A 17,423-nucleotide genomic window follows, 5' to 3' on the forward strand; every position below is an offset into this window, starting at 1 on the left:
ATATTTTTACACTTCCTACGATTGGAGCAAGATTCAAATCTCAAGCAATTTTTCCTTCTGGCCTCTGCCCTTTTCAATCTTAGATTTTAGATTTTTCCTGAATTTAAGATTTTCTCTGGAATTATTTGAAACAAATTGACTCTAAATTAAATCTAGAATATAGGATAATTTTGAGTTTGAGTATCAGGAGGATTTAAATGTCTCAATAAATCCCAGAGGTAAGACCTTTGAGAATAAGTATTGACAGCAATATAACCTGTGATTATACTAACATAAAAGTTAAATTATAATTATATGGCCACTGTCAAAACTGCAATTTCATTACAAGAGTATCTGTTTGAACAAGCTGAAGCACTAGCAGCAGAAATGAAAATATCTAGAAGTCGTTTAATAGCGATCGCTCTAGAAGAGTTTATTCGTCGGCATCAAAATCGACTATTGCTAGAAAAAATAAATGCTGCTTATGAGGATGTTTCTGAGACAGAAGCATTGACATCAATAAGTAGTATTAGTGGACATCATAGGAGTATAATAGAGGACGAGTGCTAATTAATCAAGGTGATATATTCTGGATTGAATTAGATGAACCATCGGGTTCTCAAGGTACTTACAGACATCCTCATGTTGTAATTCAGAACAATGTTTTTAATTTTAGTTTGATTAAGACTGTGGTTGTTTGTAGTTTAAGTTCTAATCTCAAGCTTGCTGCTGTTCCTGGTAATATTGTTTTGGCAGTAGGTGAGGCAAATTTACCAGATCAAACAGTTGTGAATATATCCCAGATTTTCACAGTAGAAAAAGCAAAATTGACAGAGAAAATAGGTACTCTTTCACCGGAGAGAGTAGAAAAAATATTAGAGGGAGTGGAGTTACTACTTAAACCAACAGAAATGGAATAACAATGGGATTTTTGGCTCTTTTGCTCCTCACTTTAAGCTTTCTATAGGCAATTTTTGTATCAAAAAATTTTAATTTTTACTGTATCTACTATTTCTTTTTACAAAGAAACCTTAGTTTCCGCTACACAATAGTAGTTAATTTTTAATAATATTAAACTTATTACCGTTTCTCACCTAGTTGGCATCATTAAACCAGAGGAGGAATTTAAAATAGACATCTCCTCCATGCATAGGGAGTAGGGAGTAGTAGGGATGTTGCATGCAACATCTGTATAGGGTAGAGAGAAATAATTAATGATTTATCTACGATAATTGACTTGATTTTTTATTATTGGAGATTTCTAATACAAAATTGATAAATTTTTGCTACAAATAACTTTCTAGGTGTTAGGTGATAAGAGGTAGGTGTTAGGTATTAGGTAAATTATTAATTGTTAGTTATTAATTATTAATTATTTACTAGCTAGTTTATTTGTAACATTCTTTTTTCACCCTTGGTATAATAGAGAGAAAGCCATAAATTAACATTTGAGGCTTTCCATAATCTGGCAGTCGAAGCAAAGGTTACGGACAGATTCAAAACCTGAAAGCTCAGACAAAGCAATATTTTTCCTTCTTTCCTCTTCCTTCTTCCCTCTTCCTTCTTCCTTCTTCCTTCTGCCTTCTGCCTTCTGCCATACAAAACTACCGAATCTCTTGATAAAAAGATTTCAATAATTCTGTATTTTTCTGCCAATTTAGATGAGTTTTAGCAAAATTAATTGCACCTTGAGCTAACTTTTTATATAAAGATTTATCCTCAAACAACTTACCCACCGATTCAACAATATTCACTCCATCAACCACAGGCAAAACTAAAGCATCTTTCTCATTTTCCATCACCAAACCTATATTAGTCGCAGGCAAAATTACAGGTTTACCCATTGCCAAAAATTCTGGTAATTTACAGGGAAAACGATAATCGTTAAATTTATCTGGTCTACCTGGTTGAATTAATACATCTGCTAAAGCCAAAATTTTTGGCATTAAACTCCGGTCTACATATCCTAATTCAATGGCATATTTCCGCGCCCAATTATCATCATCTCCCAAAAAATTACAGAAATCTCTACCTGTTCTAACTAACACTGCAGGTTTACTTTCTCGGTTCAACATTGCCACAGCTAAATACAAACTTCTCACCTCATGAGTATTAGCAGCATGAACATTTCCGGTGTAGGAGAAAACCAAAGTATTTTCAGGAATATTAAACCTTTTTACTATTTCTGGATTGGGATTTCTGGGATAAAAATACTCGGTTTCTACGCCAGGCCATAAAACTAAACTCGGCACATTATTCGGCACAAATTCTTTTAACTTTTCAATAATTACTGTTACTCCATCTGCACTTGCTAGAAACTCCCGATATTTCTGGGGATGAGAAACATTATCTGGAATTGCCAGAGATCCATTAGCATTAGCTATTTCTTTAAAAGGTTTGTTTAAATATTTTTCTAGGACATATTCTTCATTATCTTCCAAGTGAATTACTAATTTAAAATCATAAGCTTTCCGGAGTTTATGACAATAATTTCGCGTAACTTCTCTCGGAGTCCAAACATGAACCACATCCGGACCTTGCTGATTTTTAAATAATTTATTCAGCCGATAAAATTCACCATATTCTGTCACTTTATATAAATGTGTTAAATGTTCTCCCACCTGAGAAACAGTCTGTTTGTTTCTAGGAACAGCCACCACACAATCAAAGCCCAATTTAACTAAATTATTAGCAAAATGATGCACATGAAGGGCACTATTAGAATGAAAATCTTCGTACAGAACAAATAAAATATTTTTCATCAAAACTATATATATCTTTGAATATCTGATTTTTAGCAAATGTCAGTAAATATAGCAATTAGCTATTAGCTATTAGCCGTCAAATTTTGTTGTTTGCCCTACTGAAGTAAACATAAAATCTTATACTACTCACTCTTAAAAAAAGGGGGGTCATTTCAGTTATCAGTTATCAGTACCGACCACTAAAGCCGGAGGCTTGAAAATACTGGATTGAATATTTTTTCATCCCCTTAAAAGGGGAGGCTTTGGACCTAATTTTTTGGTAAGGAGAGAGATCCTTATAAAAAGATTTTAGGTAAACGAGAGGCGATCGCTAAACTTCTTTGACTCATCATACTGACAAATTTACTCCATGAGTTTTTGTACTTCATTTAATGGTAAATCTACCACTTCAGCAATTTGCTCTGCTGTTAAACCGAGTTTGATTAATTTAGAGACAGTGTTTAATTTAGTTTTGTATAAGACATTTTCAACGATGGGTTGGCAAGAAGTTGTCTTTTTGTAATTTGACTGAGTATTTACAGCATTAATATTTTCTAATTCTGCTGTTTCGGAATTAGAGCAAAGATTGAGATTACCAATTTGCACTGGATTAAATAACCGAGAATGATAATTTGCAAATCCTAAACGTTCGACTGTAGCAATAAAATTTGACTTATTTAACTTCTCCCCAAAAATCTCTGATAAAATTTGCCAGAGTTCGTATCCTTCATCTTTAACATGACCATTAGAACATTTATATTGTTCTGCAATTTCTCTATATTTTTCGTTATTCAGAACACCTTTTAAAATTCCCATTTGTAGATTATTTAGGTGTTTTCCAGTTTGCTGAAAGACTAACTCATCAATTGAATTTAAAACTGTTTGCCAGTCCATTGTCTTAGAATTAATTTTTCTGAAAAGCTTATCCGCTATAATCCTTCTTTATCCGTCCTTTTTATATTTTCTTAATAAAATCTCCGTTTTTATCCGTCTTTTTCCGGCTTGTAGATATGAAAATGAGGGAATTAGAATTGCATTAGGTGCCTAATTATAGGGTAAAAAGATTCAATAAATAAGGTAATAAAATGTCAAAAGTAGTTACAGAATTTATCAATTCAACAAAAAACAGCTTAGTTCGTTCTCTAACTTTAACTGTTGCTGCTACATCTGCTGTAACTTTCTTATCAGCAATTTCTGCTTATGCTGGAGGTCCTTTGAAAGCAAGAGTAATTTCTTTGGAGCTACAAAGGTGGAACAATCGCTAGTTATGTCATCTTTAATGGTCAAGTATCACAAGTAATTGTAGAGAAATTTACTCCAGAAAGAGGATTTGAGAGAAAATTACATACTGTTAAAATTTCAAATAGTGACAGTATTCTTGGTTGGGACTGGGACGAAAAAACAAACAGAGCATCATATATGTTCTACGATGGTCAAAAAACCGTTGTTAGAGTGCAGGATTTTTTTGGCGATAGATTTGGTGGTGTACGTAGCACAACAACGGTTTCAAATAGCCGTCTCGACAAATACTCTTCTTCTTGGACTTTATATAATGGTGTTGCTGAATATACTTTGCGTCAACAGACTTTGAAAAGGGAAGAATTTTCAAATGGAACTTTTGGTTCTGTTCTTGAGACAACATCTTACAATTCTGCCAACAGCATAGCAGGAAGAAGTTGTTATTAATAGTCAAGTAGTGAAAGGAATGCCCAGAATACACCGCAGAAGAAAAGGTCGTGACATACTCCCACACTATAGCTTCAGCTTAGTGTGGGCTTCTCGTTTCGCAGTCCCGGTACCCCGTCGGACTCCACGAGCTTTAAGGACGGAATGCCCTGCCGCCCTATTTTTGATATTTATAGCTGCATTCACATCACGATCGATCGCAATACCGCAATGCGGACAAGAATGAGTTCGTATGTTTAATTTTTTGGGAACTTTTTCCCCACAGTTTGAGCAATCTTGGCTAGTATTTTTGGGGTTTACTGCTATTGTTTTCTGTCCAGCATTTTCGGCTTTGACAGTCAAAATAGACAGGAATTGACCCCATCCAGCATCGTTAATTGATTTACTCAAATGAGTCTTTGCTAGCCCTTTAATGTTTAAGTTTGCCTCCGGCACGCCGCTCCGCGTCTACATGGGCGATAACATCCGCTTTTGATAACAATTCATTAGCTGTTTTAAAGTGAAAATCTTTACGTTTATCGGCTACCTTTTTATGTTGTTTGGCTACAGCTTTAACAGCTTTTAGCCTCCTTTTACTTCCTTTTTTCTTTCGAGATAAACGTTTTTGTAGAGTCTTTAATCGCTTCTGAGATTTTCTATAATATTGAGGTATGGGGACAGATTCTCCTTCACTTGTTACTAAGAATTCCTTCAGTCCCATATCGATTCCCAGGGTGTTTTTTAATGTAGGTTCAACATTAAAAGTCAAAGCTGGAACTGATTTGTCTTCTAGGGATAAAGTCACATAATAACCATCAGCTTTACGACTAATCGTCACTGTTTTAATTATAAAACCTTCTGGTATTGGACGATGCTGAATTAACTTTACCTTTCCTATTTTGGGCAAATTAATGTGATTTTCTTCTATGCAGTCAAGTTTGATTTGAGGATAAGTAAAACTACGATAACGCCCTTTTCCTTTAAACCTTGGTTTTCCTAATTTATGTCCACTCTTGTCTGCTTTAAACCATCTATCAAAGGCAAGTTTTACCCGTTTTATGCAATCCTGTAAAACCTGAGAATGAATTAGCTTGTATTCCGGAAACTTGTCTTTGGTATTGACCAAATCTCGTTTTTGAGAGTAATAGTCTGGATTATCTCTGAGTTGAGGAATGGGCATAACCAAGGGACAAGCATTAACCGGACAGCGATTTTCTTCCCACCACGAGAACCGCTCGCCTAACCGATAGTTGTACTGCCGACGCAACAATTCCAACCACATTTCTATTGTGGCTAACTGTTCTTTATTTGGCCTTAATTTATATTGGTAGGCAGTGCGCATGGTGGAAAATTTCCGGGGTTATTGCAAGATAATCATACAAGTTTTTCAACTAGGGCGAAAGCTTCTGCTGGGATGTTTGCAAATTTAATGGGCATCGAACTCATTCAATTTGCTGCCGATTCATCTGACACCAAATCAAATCAAACTACTCTCTATTCTATCATCTACCTTGGGCCACAGATTTTAAGCTGCGAGTATCTATAATCTACTGGAAAATCATTTTCTCATTTTTCACACTCCCATATCTCCAGTAAATTTCTTCCCACTAACTACAATTTCAGCTATCTAATGTACTATTGCGACAGTCGCAATAAAAGAAATCATGTTTGTCAGCACCACAGAAGCAGCAAGTCTTTTAAGTATATCTACTCAAAGAGTTCGAGTCTTGCTTAAAGAAGGCCGCATACAAGGGGCCAGAAAAATCAATAATCGAGTTTGGGTAATTCCCTTGCATGAAGGAATGCCAAGAATACATCGCAGAAGAAAAGGTCCGAAACCACGTTGGTGTTCCCATAAGCGTTCTGGCAAGAACACTGTTCACTTCAATCGCAACCACATTGGAATCAATACAACCAAAAAAAATACTGATTTGACAATTCTTTCGGTCAAAGAAGGCACAGAAAATTTAGCAACCGGCCATGAAGCTGAAATTCATGGTCCCTGTCGGATTGTGTACCGAGCAAATAAACCTCATAGTTGTGGTGCCACGGTTTGGATTGAAACCTTGGCAGCAGTCACAATGGTTGATTATAAAGAGGGGGTTTTCAAAATTGAGAACAAATGGGTTTTAACTGATGAATAAAAAGTAGGTTTACAACTACAAAACGACAGTGTAATCGTTACGTTGAATATCAAAATTTAGATTGTAATATGGGTCGCCCAAATCCATACAAATTTGCCATTGGTCTAACAACAACATATAGTCAACCACATCATAATTTCTTTGTCTGTGTTTCTCTGATTGATGATTAATTAAAACACTACGGGGGGTAAAGACTATTCGCTTGCCATTTTTCCTCAACTTTAAACACAAATCAACATCTTGATAATCAGAGAAAAAATGTTCATTAAAACCTCCAACCATTTCAAAATTTTGCCTACTCACCATCAAACAATCTCGACTTACAGCAGATACTTCTCTTGCACAAACTAAAGAACCTGCATAACCATCATGGTTAGAGGGAAAACCTCGCATTACATAATCAACTTTTCCAGATTTTCCTAATACAATACCTGCGTGTTCAACAATTCCATCTGGGAAAATTAATAGTCCTCCCACGGCACCAATATCAGGTTGTTCGGCGTAATATAAAAGATGTCGTTGCCAATCTTCAGTAACAACTTCTAAATTAGTATTGAGGAAAATAAAATATTCTCCTTGGGCAGTTTTGGCAGCCAGATTATAAGCACGAGAATAATTAAATTGCCCTGATAGATTTAAAACTTTCACCGCAGAATTTTCGATAATATTTTCTGTTTTTTCCCCACCAACTAAAATCACTTCATTTTTGGGATAAGTTGAAACAGACAAAAGATTTTTCGACCATTTATCAATATTTTCTGAAAGATTAGGAGCAGCAATAATTAGACTAATGAAAGGATGATTATTTCTAGGTAAAGGATTAATATTTATCCGATGTTTACCTACCCCTGGTTCTGCTTTTGCTGCTAAACCAATTCTTTGTAAATGGGAGTTAACAGCAGCTTGTTGTACTACTTCAATACCTGCTTTAGCATCGGCATCTCCCGAAATACTTCCTTTAACTTGTCGCCAATGATAAAGGTGTCGAGAAATATGAGCAATTTTATTAGTTTGCTCGGAAACTCGTAACATAAACTCATAGTCTTGTACTCCATCAAATTCACTCTTAAAACCACCAGCAGCTAAAGCTAATTCTCGGCGGACACATAATAAATGACCGACATACATAACACCACGAAAATATTCGGGAGACCAGTCAGGTTTAAAGAATGGAACGATATAATTTAACCCAGAAAAATCAATTTTATCTTCATCGGAATAAACTACATCAAATCCTTCTGCCAGTTTATTGAGACTATCTTCTAATGCTGTAGGAGCCAGAGTATCATCATGGTCTAATAAACAAATATATTCTCCTGTAGCCATATTTAGAGCTTTATTTGTAGCAGCACTAATTCCGCCATTATCTTCTGAAAGTAGAACTTTAATTCTGGGTTCTTTTTCTGCTAAACCTGCAAGTACATTTCTAATTTCTGGTTGTTTCGAGCCATCATCAACAATACACCATTCCCAGTTAGGGATAGATTGGTTAAGAACACTTAAAACAGTTTCCACAAACCAATCTAAAGATGAATTCCAGGTTGGAGTAAGAATACTAATAGAAGGTTTAGAGTCATCTCTTCTTCCTTCTACTAAAGATTCAGAAAAATCCCCTCTTCCTTCTTCCTCCTTGCTTCTTACTTCTATATCAGAAAAATCCCTTCTTCCTTCTTCCTTCTTACTCCTTCCTTCTACTAAAGATTCAGAAAAATATCTTCTTCCTTCTTCCTTCTTCCTTCTTGCTTCTATATCAGAAAAATCCCTTTTTCCTTCTTCCTCCTTGCTTCTTGCTTCTATATCAGAAAAATCCCTTCTTCCTTCTTCCTTCTTACTCCTTCCTTCTACTAAAGATTCAGAAAAATATCTTCTTCCTTCTTCCTTCTTCCTTCTTGCTTCTATATCAGAAAAATCCCTTCTTCCTTCTTCCTTCTTCCTCCTTCCTTCTACTAAAATAATTTCCCAAAAATTTTCAACTGTTACTCCGGATAAACCCAATAATTCCTGTTTTGGTTTGGGCGGGGGAGTAGGATTTTTTGACTTTTGAGTAACTTCTTCTAAGGGTTTAGTCAGAAGTTTTTTTTTAGTAGTAATTGAGGTATCTGGTTCTACAGGAAATAGACTCTTGACAGGAATATTTTCTTTTTGAGATTTGAACTTTTCTAGATCGGCTTGAATTTCTTGGATTTCTGTTTGCGATTTCTCCAAATCTGCCATTATTTCCGCTAGTAAAGGAGAGACAGAAGACTTAGATTCAGGAGTAATTTTTAAAGTAGATTCTGATAGTAAATTCTTCTGCAAAACCTCAGAGCGATCGCTATCTATTTTTTCCAACTCCTGTAAATTTTCTTCCTGCTTATTTTCTCCTTCTTCTTTAACCAAACTTTCAATTTTTTCCTGATTTACTCTGAGTTGTTCGGAGGAGCGATCGCTATCTATTTTTTCCAACTCCTGTAAATTTTCTTCCTGCTTACTTCCTACTTCTTCTCTAACCAAACTCTCAATTTTTTCCTTCCTTACTCTGACTTCTTCCTTCTCAAGAATTACCATATCTGGATAACTTCTCTTACCCACTCGTCCACACCAAGAACCATAATATTTTCCTAATACATTGAAACCAGCATTAATCAGCCACTCCAACAATAAAGACTCCAGAAAACCCATCCCTTTTTCTGGTGAATTTAGGTCTTTAGTAAAACCTTCCTGAATTCTATGAATAAGAGGTTGAGAACTCTTGCCTTCAGATATTAATTTTTCTGACTCGTGGTTAACTAAGAAACATTGGAATAAGAAACGACCACCTGGTTTTAAAACTCGATAAATTTCATCTAAATAATTACGAATCTTACTCCCACCTACCTGAGTAAATCTGGAACCGATAAAGACAAAATCAAAACTTTTGTCGTCGTAGGGAAGTTTCAAATCTGAGTCTATCTGACGGAAATTGAAATGTGGTTTATGGCTGCTAATATTTTGCTGTGCCCAAGATATTAATTCCTCAGAAAAGTCATTCCCTTCATAACGACCTGGAGATTTTAAATAATAGGCTAGACCATAAGCAATATTCCCGACTCCGCAGCCAATTTCCAAAACTTCAGCAGTGGGTTGAAGACCTACTCTTTGGATAAAGTCGCCTAAAAATTTGCAGCTTCTTTGGATAAAGTTAATTGCTTTTCCTTCTATATATTTATCATCAGGAATTGGGAGGGATGGGTTCAATAGTTGAAATAGAATTTCTCCCTCTTTCCCTTGAAATATTGGAGTCAGAGTAATTAGAGTATTTTGGCAGTTTTGAAGTTCTGCCTTTGTCAAGGGTATTTCCAGACAAAATCTAACATTTTCAGCATTATTAAGCTTAGTCCGAACTTTTGCGACATCTGGGCTAGGTAAACCTAATTTTTGTTCAAAAGAAGTATATTCTTGACTGCCGATGAAAACTTTAAAGCTTTCTACAGAACCAAAATTGTAAGAACCTACCCATCCAGATATGATTAATTTTTGATTGGCTTTTGCTACTTTATCTAGATGACCTATTGTTGTAATTGGTTCAATTGGCGGGATGAATTTTGATTGTTCTTGAATTATGGGTGCTTCAGAAAAAGTTAATAGTTTTGTTTTTTCTGGCACTGTATATGGCTCCAAATCAACTACATTTTTTTCTGGTAAATCAATTCCACTTTTGCCTTCTTCCTCACTTCTAACTTCTTGTTCACTTATAATTTTTGACTTTTGACTTTTGCCTTCTTCCCCACTTCTAACTTCTTGTTCACTTCTAACTTCATTACTTCTTCCTTCTTCCTCTCTTGGTGCGCATTCCCTCTCTTGGTCGGCGTTCCCTTGCGCCTGTGGGCGGCGCGGGGTCCGACCGCTTGCGTCTTTCGCCGACGCGGGGTCGCACCGCTTCTTCCCTCTTCCTTCCTTTACTTTAGATAAAACCTGACCTTTACCATCTTTAAATATGGGAGTTAAAACAATTTCAGCATTTTGGAATTGTGAAATTTGTTCTGGGTTAAGAAATGCCTTGATACGAAACCTTGCTTTGTCAGAATTATGAAGATTCGGATGTAATTTTCTCACATCAGGGCTTGGTAAATTTAAGGCAGTTTCAAAATTTTCTATTTCAGTACCTGCAATAGTTAATTGAAAGCTTTTGACTGCTCCTAAATTACGAGAAACTGCCCAACCTATTAGTAATAATTCTTGGCGGTCAAATTCTGCCTTATCCAGAGAACCCAATGTTGCTAATATTTTTGTTTTTTCTGGCACTGTATATGGTTCCAAATCAACTACATTTTTTTCTGGTAAATTAATTGCACTTTTTCCTTCCTCCTTCTTAACTATATTTTGTACTGACAAATTAATATCACTTCTAACTTCTTGTTCGCTTCTAACTTCTGACTTCTGGCTTTTGCCTTCCTCCTTCTCCCTTCTTCCTTGATTATTAACTATATTTTCTGCTGGTAAATTAATGTCACTTCTTCCTTCTTTTTGTTCACTTCTAACTTCATTCCTTCTTCCTTCTTCCTTCTTCCTTCTTCCTTCAGCTCGTAATTTTAAAGCTGCTGCATAAAGTTCCATATCTTGACTATTAGCACTTGCCAATTCATCCATTAATTTTTTGTCTGATAAAACCTCTTTCTGAAAGTCAAGATATTCTGGATAAGGATTTCTATTTTGATAAATAACTTGATAATCTGACCAACCAAGAAGATTTTTGAGTGCCAGTAAATCCTCTTCAAAATATTCTGTAATTCCGACAAAATCAAAATAATCCAGAGATTTGCCATTCACACAATAAGCCATAAGATTACTGTTAATTTGAGCAAACTTCAGTAAATCTTGTTTATTTAGATAATCTTTTGTGGGATTAGATATATGGCGAAAACAGTAATCAGAAATTAACCTGTGGATAGGTTCTCTTAACCATGTAATTCTCTTAGTATCAGGAAATAATTTATCGTACTTACCCGCGCGAAAATGACCCTCAATAACTTTAGTCTGCCAATGAATAGTAGCTGGCATATTATCTTCAAACATATTAGTTTTATCTGTCAGAACTCCCTGAGTTCCATAAACTTGTAATAAAACTTGTCTGAAAGCTGTTCCGGCTGCTTTTGGCACATGAACAGAAATAAGTTCTACTTGAGGAGTTTGGCTTGGTAAATTATTTGCTTCTGGTGTTTTAACTAAAGCAGATAATGCAGGATTAACAGCATTTAATAAAGGTTCTCCTTCACGGTCAGCAACAAGAGGAATTAAAATAATCAAAGCATCCTTAAATTGTTGTTGCTGCTGTTTATTCATTGGCAATCTAATAATAAACCGAGCGTTATTAGCAGCAGAAATATTTGGATGTGCTTTTTTCACTCCAGGGCTAGGAAGACCTTGAGTTAATTCAAATCCTATTAATTGTTGACTACCAAATAAAACCTTAAAATTAGTTACAGACTCAGGCTCGAAAGAGAGAACCCATCCGCTTAAACAAACAGTTTCATTTTCTATTGCTACTTGGTCTAAAAATCCTGTAGTTACTGCGAGTTGTGTAGTTTTTTTCTGTACTATTTCAACTTTTTCCATATTGATTAAGATTCTGCTAAATTATTTTCTGCAAACCCTCAGTAGTAAGATAAACTGAGCAAATTTTAGTTTATTTATTAGTTTGATTATAGTCTTATATCATGTCTCTTTAAAATACCCAAAAAATACCATTGATCAACAAATTTTCAACCTGTATCTTGAGTAGGGGAGTGGGGGAGAAATAAGCATAAAAATAATTTCAACTTATATAATATATGTTTATAATTCTATAATTACTTCAATATTTGGTTGTCCTTCTCCCTAACCTGTGAAGATATATATTTTTTAATTTCTGACCACACTCCCCACATTCCCATCCTGGGAGGGGTTTAGTGCTGGGTTCCCACACACTCTCTACCATTACTATGCACCACAACCGAATATTTAATCTCTCCTACTCCCCACCCCATATTTTTCTATTTCAATACTTCGGTTTCCTGTTCCCTCTTAAATATTAGACCTCTTGCAAAAGTTTTAATTAAAGATATGAAATCAACAATTTAATCTCTCTATTCCCTATTACCTATTCCCTGACTTCTGCAAGAAGCCTATTTTTTTCCAAAACTAACAAATCTTCTTTAAAAGATGAGGTACGACCACACCAATAACCATAAGATTTTTCTAGAACATTAAACCCTCGTTCATTTATCCACTGTGATAGTAAACTTTCCCTAAAGCCAATTCCTTTCTCTGGCAAATTAATATCTTTAGTAAAACCATCTTCTATTTCATAAATAAGCTGTTGAGAACTTTTGCCTTTAGCCATGAACTGTTCTGATTCAGAGTTGATTAAAAAGCAAATTAATAAGCACCTCCCTCCAGGTTTCAAAACTCTATATATTTCATCAAGATAGTGCATAACCTCCAGACCTTGTAAATGAGTTAATAAATGAGGAATACAGACACAGTTAAAACTTTCATCAGGATAAGGAAAAGTAAAATTAATTGCTGATATTGTGCCAGTGGGATTATACAGAGGGTGATGAATATTGTGCCAGTTAAAATTAAAATTAGGTTTGCGTGTTGTAATTTCCTTTTGTACCGAGGAAATCAAATTTTTTACCATATCAAAACCTTCATAACGACCAGAAGGATGTAAATAATGAACTAAGGAATAAGGAACAGGACCAATATTACAACCAACATCCAGAATATGGTCTGTAGGTTGTAAATCTAATCTCTGAATTAAATCTCCTAGTAATTTGAAGGAAGTACGAATAAATTGACCGCTGCCATCAATATCAGTTATTTTTATATCTTTCTCTTCCGGCAGTGGCAAAAGTGGTGCTAATACCTTTAATAAAATTATCCCCTCACCACATTTAAATTGAGGAGTTAAAGCAATTAATGAATGCTTTAATTGGTTAATTTGTTGTTGATTTAAAAGTATTTTGAGCCGGAATCTGGCATTACTTGCACTATCTAAACTAGGATGAATTTTTTCTACATCTGGACTGGGTATATTGAGAGTCTGTTCAAAAAAACTAAACACTTGATTACCAATCAAAACTTTAAATCCTTCCACCATACCAGCATCAAGGGAAGCAACCCACCCAGATAAGCGCAAAACTTGATTTTTAATGACTGCCCTGTCAATAGAACCCCAAGTAAGTAAAGGATTAGTTTTTATTATTTGCTGGCTAATTTCTTGCTTTGCAGATAATAAATTTTTGAGATTTTCTTGAGTATAGTATTGTATTTTTGACGTTTTTCTCCGCGTCTCCCGCAAACTTAGTGCTTCTTGATAAAGTTCTATATCTTCCTGATTTATACTTGATATTTTATCCACTATTTCTTGATTAGATAATACTTCTTCTAATAATGACTTGTATTCTGGATAAGGGTTGGTATTTTGGGTTTCAAGTTTATAGTTTGGCCAGTTTAGTATAACTTTTAGTTCATGTAAATCTTCAGGAAAAAATTCTTGAATCCCGACAAAATCAAATTCTGTTAATTTTTGCTCTTGAACAAATTTTGATTTAATTACATTCTGCATCTCTGGTTTTTCGGCGAATTCTATAAATGTCAAATTAGACTCTTTGACCGATGATAAATTTTGTTCATCACTTTCTAATAAAATTTGCCAAGTCTTCCAAAAAAAGTAAAAAGAGATTAATCTCTTGATTGGGTCTCGGAGCCAAATTATTTTTCTAAATTCTGGAAATTTATAATCATATTTATTACTAGGGAAATGACCATGAATTACTTTTATTCCTGGGTTGGGATTGGTTAACATTTTATTGCGTAAACCACCCTTGTGAGGATAGTCGAAGAAAATCTCTTCTGGATAATATATTTGCTTCAAAACTTGTTTAAATGTTGTACCAGCAGTTTTTGGTACATGAATTGAAATAACTTTTGCCTTTACTTCTTCTAATTGATTGATTTGGCTCATTTTTGTGTTGAATATTTAAGACTAAGTTTTGCTTTCCCTGGTTGATTATATGTAAGTATTTCCTGCAGAATGCTGCGCAAACAGCCATTAGTATTCAGCAAACAGATGCATGAACGCATAGGACTTACTAAAGTTAGCTTGTTATCTTTTTTTTCTCTGGGGAATGCTGCATAAACATAATTTTGAATACTCCTTCTAAAATAATTAAGTTAATAACTGAAGTCTGTACTTCCTATCTTATGAAGCTAGCTGATAACCTAGTTTCTCCCATAGGAGGCTAACTGACTACTTGAATGCTGAATACTTACGATTATATGAGTATATTTTTAGCAGAATAGCACTCTACTTTCCTAATTCTCTTTGAATCTTTTGTAATTTAAGTTTGTATTGTTTTAATACTGTTTGATAGTTATTAAATTTTGATTGAACTTCAGTTTTTTTTTTGCAGAATTAGCAAATCTTGATGAGTAAAAGATTTACGCCCACACCATGAACCATAATATTTCCCTACAACAGTTAAACCACTTTCTTTTATCCAATCAATTATTAGGGATTCTTGAAAGCCTATTGTTTTTTCTGGCAGTTCTGGATCTAAACAAAAACCACCTTCTATTTCATAGACTAAATGCTGAGAACTCTTGCCGTCAGTCATTAATTGTTGAGATTCAGAATTAATTAAAAAGCAGGCAAATAAACATTTTCCTCCTACTTTTATAACTCGCTGAATTTGTTGGAAATAATGACGCATATCAATGCTAGACAAATGAGTAAAAAGATTACTAATACAGATCGCATCAAAACTTGCTTCTGCATAGGGAAAGATCAATTTTTTCATCGGAATAGTTCCCTTTGAGTTATAAATAGGATGAAAAATATCCTGGTATTGAAAATTAAAGTTAGATTTTCTAGGAGTAATTTCTTGCTGTGCCCAATCAATTGCTTTTTCTGAAAATTCAATACCTTCATAACGTGCTTTAGGTGTTAAGTAATAAGTCAAGCCATAAGCAATTTCACCTATTCCACAGCCAATATCAAGAATACTATCTGTTGGTTTGAGACCTGTTCTTTGAATTAAATATCCTAACCATTTAAAAGCATTAGACTGAAAATCAACAGAACTATTTCTATCAATCTGACTAATGTATTCTTCAGAAGGAATCTTCCTAGAAGGATTAAAGACATCGATCAAAACAGACCCCTCGAAATTTCCCAACATTGGGATTAAAATAATTAGGAGGTCTTGATAGCTTTCTCTATGAATTTTATTGAGAGGTATTTCTAGACAAAATCTCGCCTTTTCTGCCCCTTTTAATCTAGGGCGGGCTTTTTTTATTCTCGGGCTTTTTATTCCTAGAGTTTGTTTAAAGTCTTTATACTCTTCACCTCCAATCCAAACTTTAAAACCACTAACAGGAATTAGAATTAGAGAAACTATCCAACCTGTTAATTGTAGAATTTGATTCTCAAGTACTACTTTACCTAAATTCCCAATAGTTAGTAATGAATTTGATTCTTCTAAGGTAGTTACCCCATCTTTCTCCCTCTCAAATACGGCTAGTGACTTTTTGAGTTTAGGAATATATCTTTGAATAGTTAAATCTTCTACTTCATTACGATCATGATATTTAAGTTCTCCTATTTTTCTTTTGTGATTTACAGTTGCTCTCCCCCTCTTAATTTTATTTAAACTTTCTTCCATAGAGCGAGTAAAATAATGATTAATTCTCAATTTTTTCACAGAATGTTGAGGAGAAACTTTTGCCGATAATTTTTCATAATTTTCGCTAACTGCTACTCCATCATTAACATAGACAAAATGATGAGGAGTCATACATTCAATAGTAAACTCACTACGAACAATACATTTAAAATTGAGATTAGCCTGAAAATCCTCTTTAGCTCGTTTAGTAAAATTTTCTATTTGTAATCCTTTCGGTTTTTTCTCATATCCTGATGTGCCAAAAATCAACCAATTAACTCCAATAGCAGGGACATCTGGGAATTCTTCTAATATTTCTCTTAAATCATTTTTTTCTGTGGGGAATAAAAACTCATCTAAATCTATAAATGCTATCCATTTTGATTCATTTTTATACTTTTGTAGGAAATGATTATATGCCTTCATTTGTTGACCATTTTGCACAGACCAATTTGTCAGAACTACTTCGTGATTTTCTCTATATGGACGAACAATATCAAGAGTACGATCGGTACTATTGTTGTTGTATAAATAAAATCTTTCAACACCAACTAACTTATGAAATTCTAACCATTCTCTTAAATAAAGTCCTTCATTTTTCATAATTGCACATACACTTAAAGTGGCTTTTTTTCTTACCTGATTCATAGAAATCTCTCCTCAGTTACAGACTACTTCCAGAACTACATTAATTTTTTTTGCTGTTTAGAAGATCAAGTAGAAAAATATTTATCATCGCTTCGTGCCGAAGGGGTTAGGTTTTGGGCAATAGGGAAATGGGAAAATTTTCTCCAACCCTTTTGAGCATAACTGGGTCTACAACCCCACATCTCAGTCGCGGTCAAGAAAAGCTTACTCTTAGCCCCAATCAGATTGACCCGAACACCCAAACCTGATCAAAATATTTTTGGAGGGTTGCTCATCCATCCCCGTGGCAAAAATAACTTCTTTACCGAATAATTAAGGTTTAAAGCCTCTCCTTTAAAGGAGAAAAAAGCGGTCGTTTGCTTCGCAACGCTGACGCGAAACGCCACAGCGGAACGGAGTTCTATCTTCGCAGCTTCCCGTAGGGTGGAATGGCGAGGTCTTGGAGCCATATCAAATCGACCAAGAGAAGAAAAAATTTTCAGTAGTGCGTCAATCCTATCCGTTTTCAAGGAGAAGTAATTGTTAATTATTAATTATTAATTGTTGAAGTCGCCCTACCGACATAAGTCGCCAGT

13 protein-coding genes are annotated in these 17,423 nt (G+C 34.7%); 5 read left to right on the plus strand and 8 right to left on the minus strand.

The annotated features are described in order from the left end of the window. Positions 1 to 294: 294 nt before the first annotated feature. Entirely contained in the window at positions 295 to 549 is a 255-nt protein-coding gene (locus F6K15_RS12525; protein ID WP_293061224.1) for a hypothetical protein, read from the plus strand. Then, positions 543 to 899, plus strand: coding sequence for a type II toxin-antitoxin system PemK/MazF family toxin (locus F6K15_RS12530; protein WP_293061226.1), 357 nt, complete (start codon positions 543 to 545; stop codon positions 897 to 899). Before F6K15_RS12525 ends, F6K15_RS12530 begins: the two co-directional genes overlap by 7 nt. A 463-nt stretch (positions 900 to 1,362) precedes the next feature. Here the strand turns inward: F6K15_RS12530 and F6K15_RS12535 are convergent, their stop codons facing one another. From F6K15_RS12535 to F6K15_RS12545, 3 genes are all read right to left on the minus strand, one after another. Beyond that, on the minus strand, positions 1,363 to 1,635 hold the full coding sequence (locus F6K15_RS12535; protein ID WP_293061228.1) for a hypothetical protein: 273 nt from the start codon (positions 1,633 to 1,635) through the stop codon (positions 1,363 to 1,365). Then, on the minus strand, positions 1,584 to 2,741 hold the full coding sequence (locus F6K15_RS12540; RefSeq protein ID WP_293061229.1) for a glycosyltransferase family 4 protein: 1,158 nt from the start codon (positions 2,739 to 2,741) through the stop codon (positions 1,584 to 1,586). Before F6K15_RS12540 ends, F6K15_RS12535 begins: the two co-directional genes overlap by 52 nt. Positions 2,742 to 3,086: 345 nt before the next feature. Beyond that, positions 3,087 to 3,617, minus strand: a complete 531-nt coding sequence (locus tag F6K15_RS12545; protein WP_293061231.1) for a hypothetical protein — start codon at positions 3,615 to 3,617, stop codon at positions 3,087 to 3,089. A 191-nt stretch (positions 3,618 to 3,808) separates the two neighbouring features. On the opposite strand from F6K15_RS12545, the gene F6K15_RS12550 reads away from it, so the two are divergent. Next, positions 3,809 to 3,988, plus strand: a complete 180-nt coding sequence (locus F6K15_RS12550) for a hypothetical protein (protein ID WP_293061233.1) — start codon at positions 3,809 to 3,811, stop codon at positions 3,986 to 3,988. Positions 3,989 to 4,142: 154 nt separating this feature from the next. After that, positions 4,143 to 4,409 (plus strand): hypothetical protein, encoded by a 267-nt coding sequence (locus F6K15_RS12555; protein ID WP_293061234.1) that lies wholly within the window; start codon positions 4,143 to 4,145, stop codon positions 4,407 to 4,409. A gap of 66 nt (positions 4,410 to 4,475) precedes the next feature. On the opposite strand, the gene F6K15_RS38330 is transcribed toward F6K15_RS12555, so the two are convergent. Together F6K15_RS38330 and F6K15_RS12560 are read right to left on the minus strand one after the other, a co-directional pair. After that, on the minus strand, positions 4,476 to 4,799 hold the full coding sequence (locus F6K15_RS38330) for a transposase (protein ID WP_363267841.1): 324 nt from the start codon (positions 4,797 to 4,799) through the stop codon (positions 4,476 to 4,478). A 19-nt stretch (positions 4,800 to 4,818) separates the two neighbouring features. Continuing rightward, on the minus strand, positions 4,819 to 5,730 hold the full coding sequence (locus tag F6K15_RS12560; protein WP_363267843.1) for a transposase: 912 nt from the start codon (positions 5,728 to 5,730) through the stop codon (positions 4,819 to 4,821). A 322-nt stretch (positions 5,731 to 6,052) separates the two neighbouring features. Between F6K15_RS12560 and F6K15_RS12565 the strand changes: the two genes are divergently transcribed. Beyond that, the gene (locus F6K15_RS12565) at positions 6,053 to 6,532 is read left to right on the plus strand and encodes a DNA-binding protein (RefSeq protein ID WP_293061236.1); all 480 of its coding nucleotides are present in this window, start codon (positions 6,053 to 6,055) and stop codon (positions 6,530 to 6,532) included. A 15-nt stretch (positions 6,533 to 6,547) separates the two neighbouring features. On the opposite strand, the gene F6K15_RS12570 is transcribed toward F6K15_RS12565, so the two are convergent. The 3 genes from F6K15_RS12570 to F6K15_RS12580 all read right to left on the minus strand — a co-directional run bounded on the left by F6K15_RS12570 (position 6,548) and on the right by F6K15_RS12580 (position 16,848). Beyond that, the gene (locus F6K15_RS12570) at positions 6,548 to 12,106 is read right to left on the minus strand and encodes a glycosyltransferase (RefSeq protein ID WP_293061238.1); all 5,559 of its coding nucleotides are present in this window, start codon (positions 12,104 to 12,106) and stop codon (positions 6,548 to 6,550) included. A 523-nt stretch (positions 12,107 to 12,629) separates the two neighbouring features. Further along, positions 12,630 to 14,501 carry a sulfotransferase family 2 domain-containing protein gene (locus F6K15_RS12575; RefSeq protein ID WP_293061240.1) on the minus strand — a complete coding sequence of 624 codons (1,872 nt, stop codon included), beginning with the start codon at positions 14,499 to 14,501 and terminating at the stop codon, positions 12,630 to 12,632. Positions 14,502 to 14,931: 430 nt separating this feature from the next. After that, positions 14,932 to 16,848, minus strand: coding sequence for a glycosyltransferase family 92 protein (locus tag F6K15_RS12580; protein WP_293061242.1), 1,917 nt, complete (start codon positions 16,846 to 16,848; stop codon positions 14,932 to 14,934). Between the last annotated feature and the right edge of the window lie 575 nt (positions 16,849 to 17,423).

The organism is Okeania sp. SIO2B3 (genome assembly GCF_010672525.1).
Taxonomy (GTDB): Bacteria; Cyanobacteriota; Cyanobacteriia; order Cyanobacteriales; family Microcoleaceae; genus Okeania.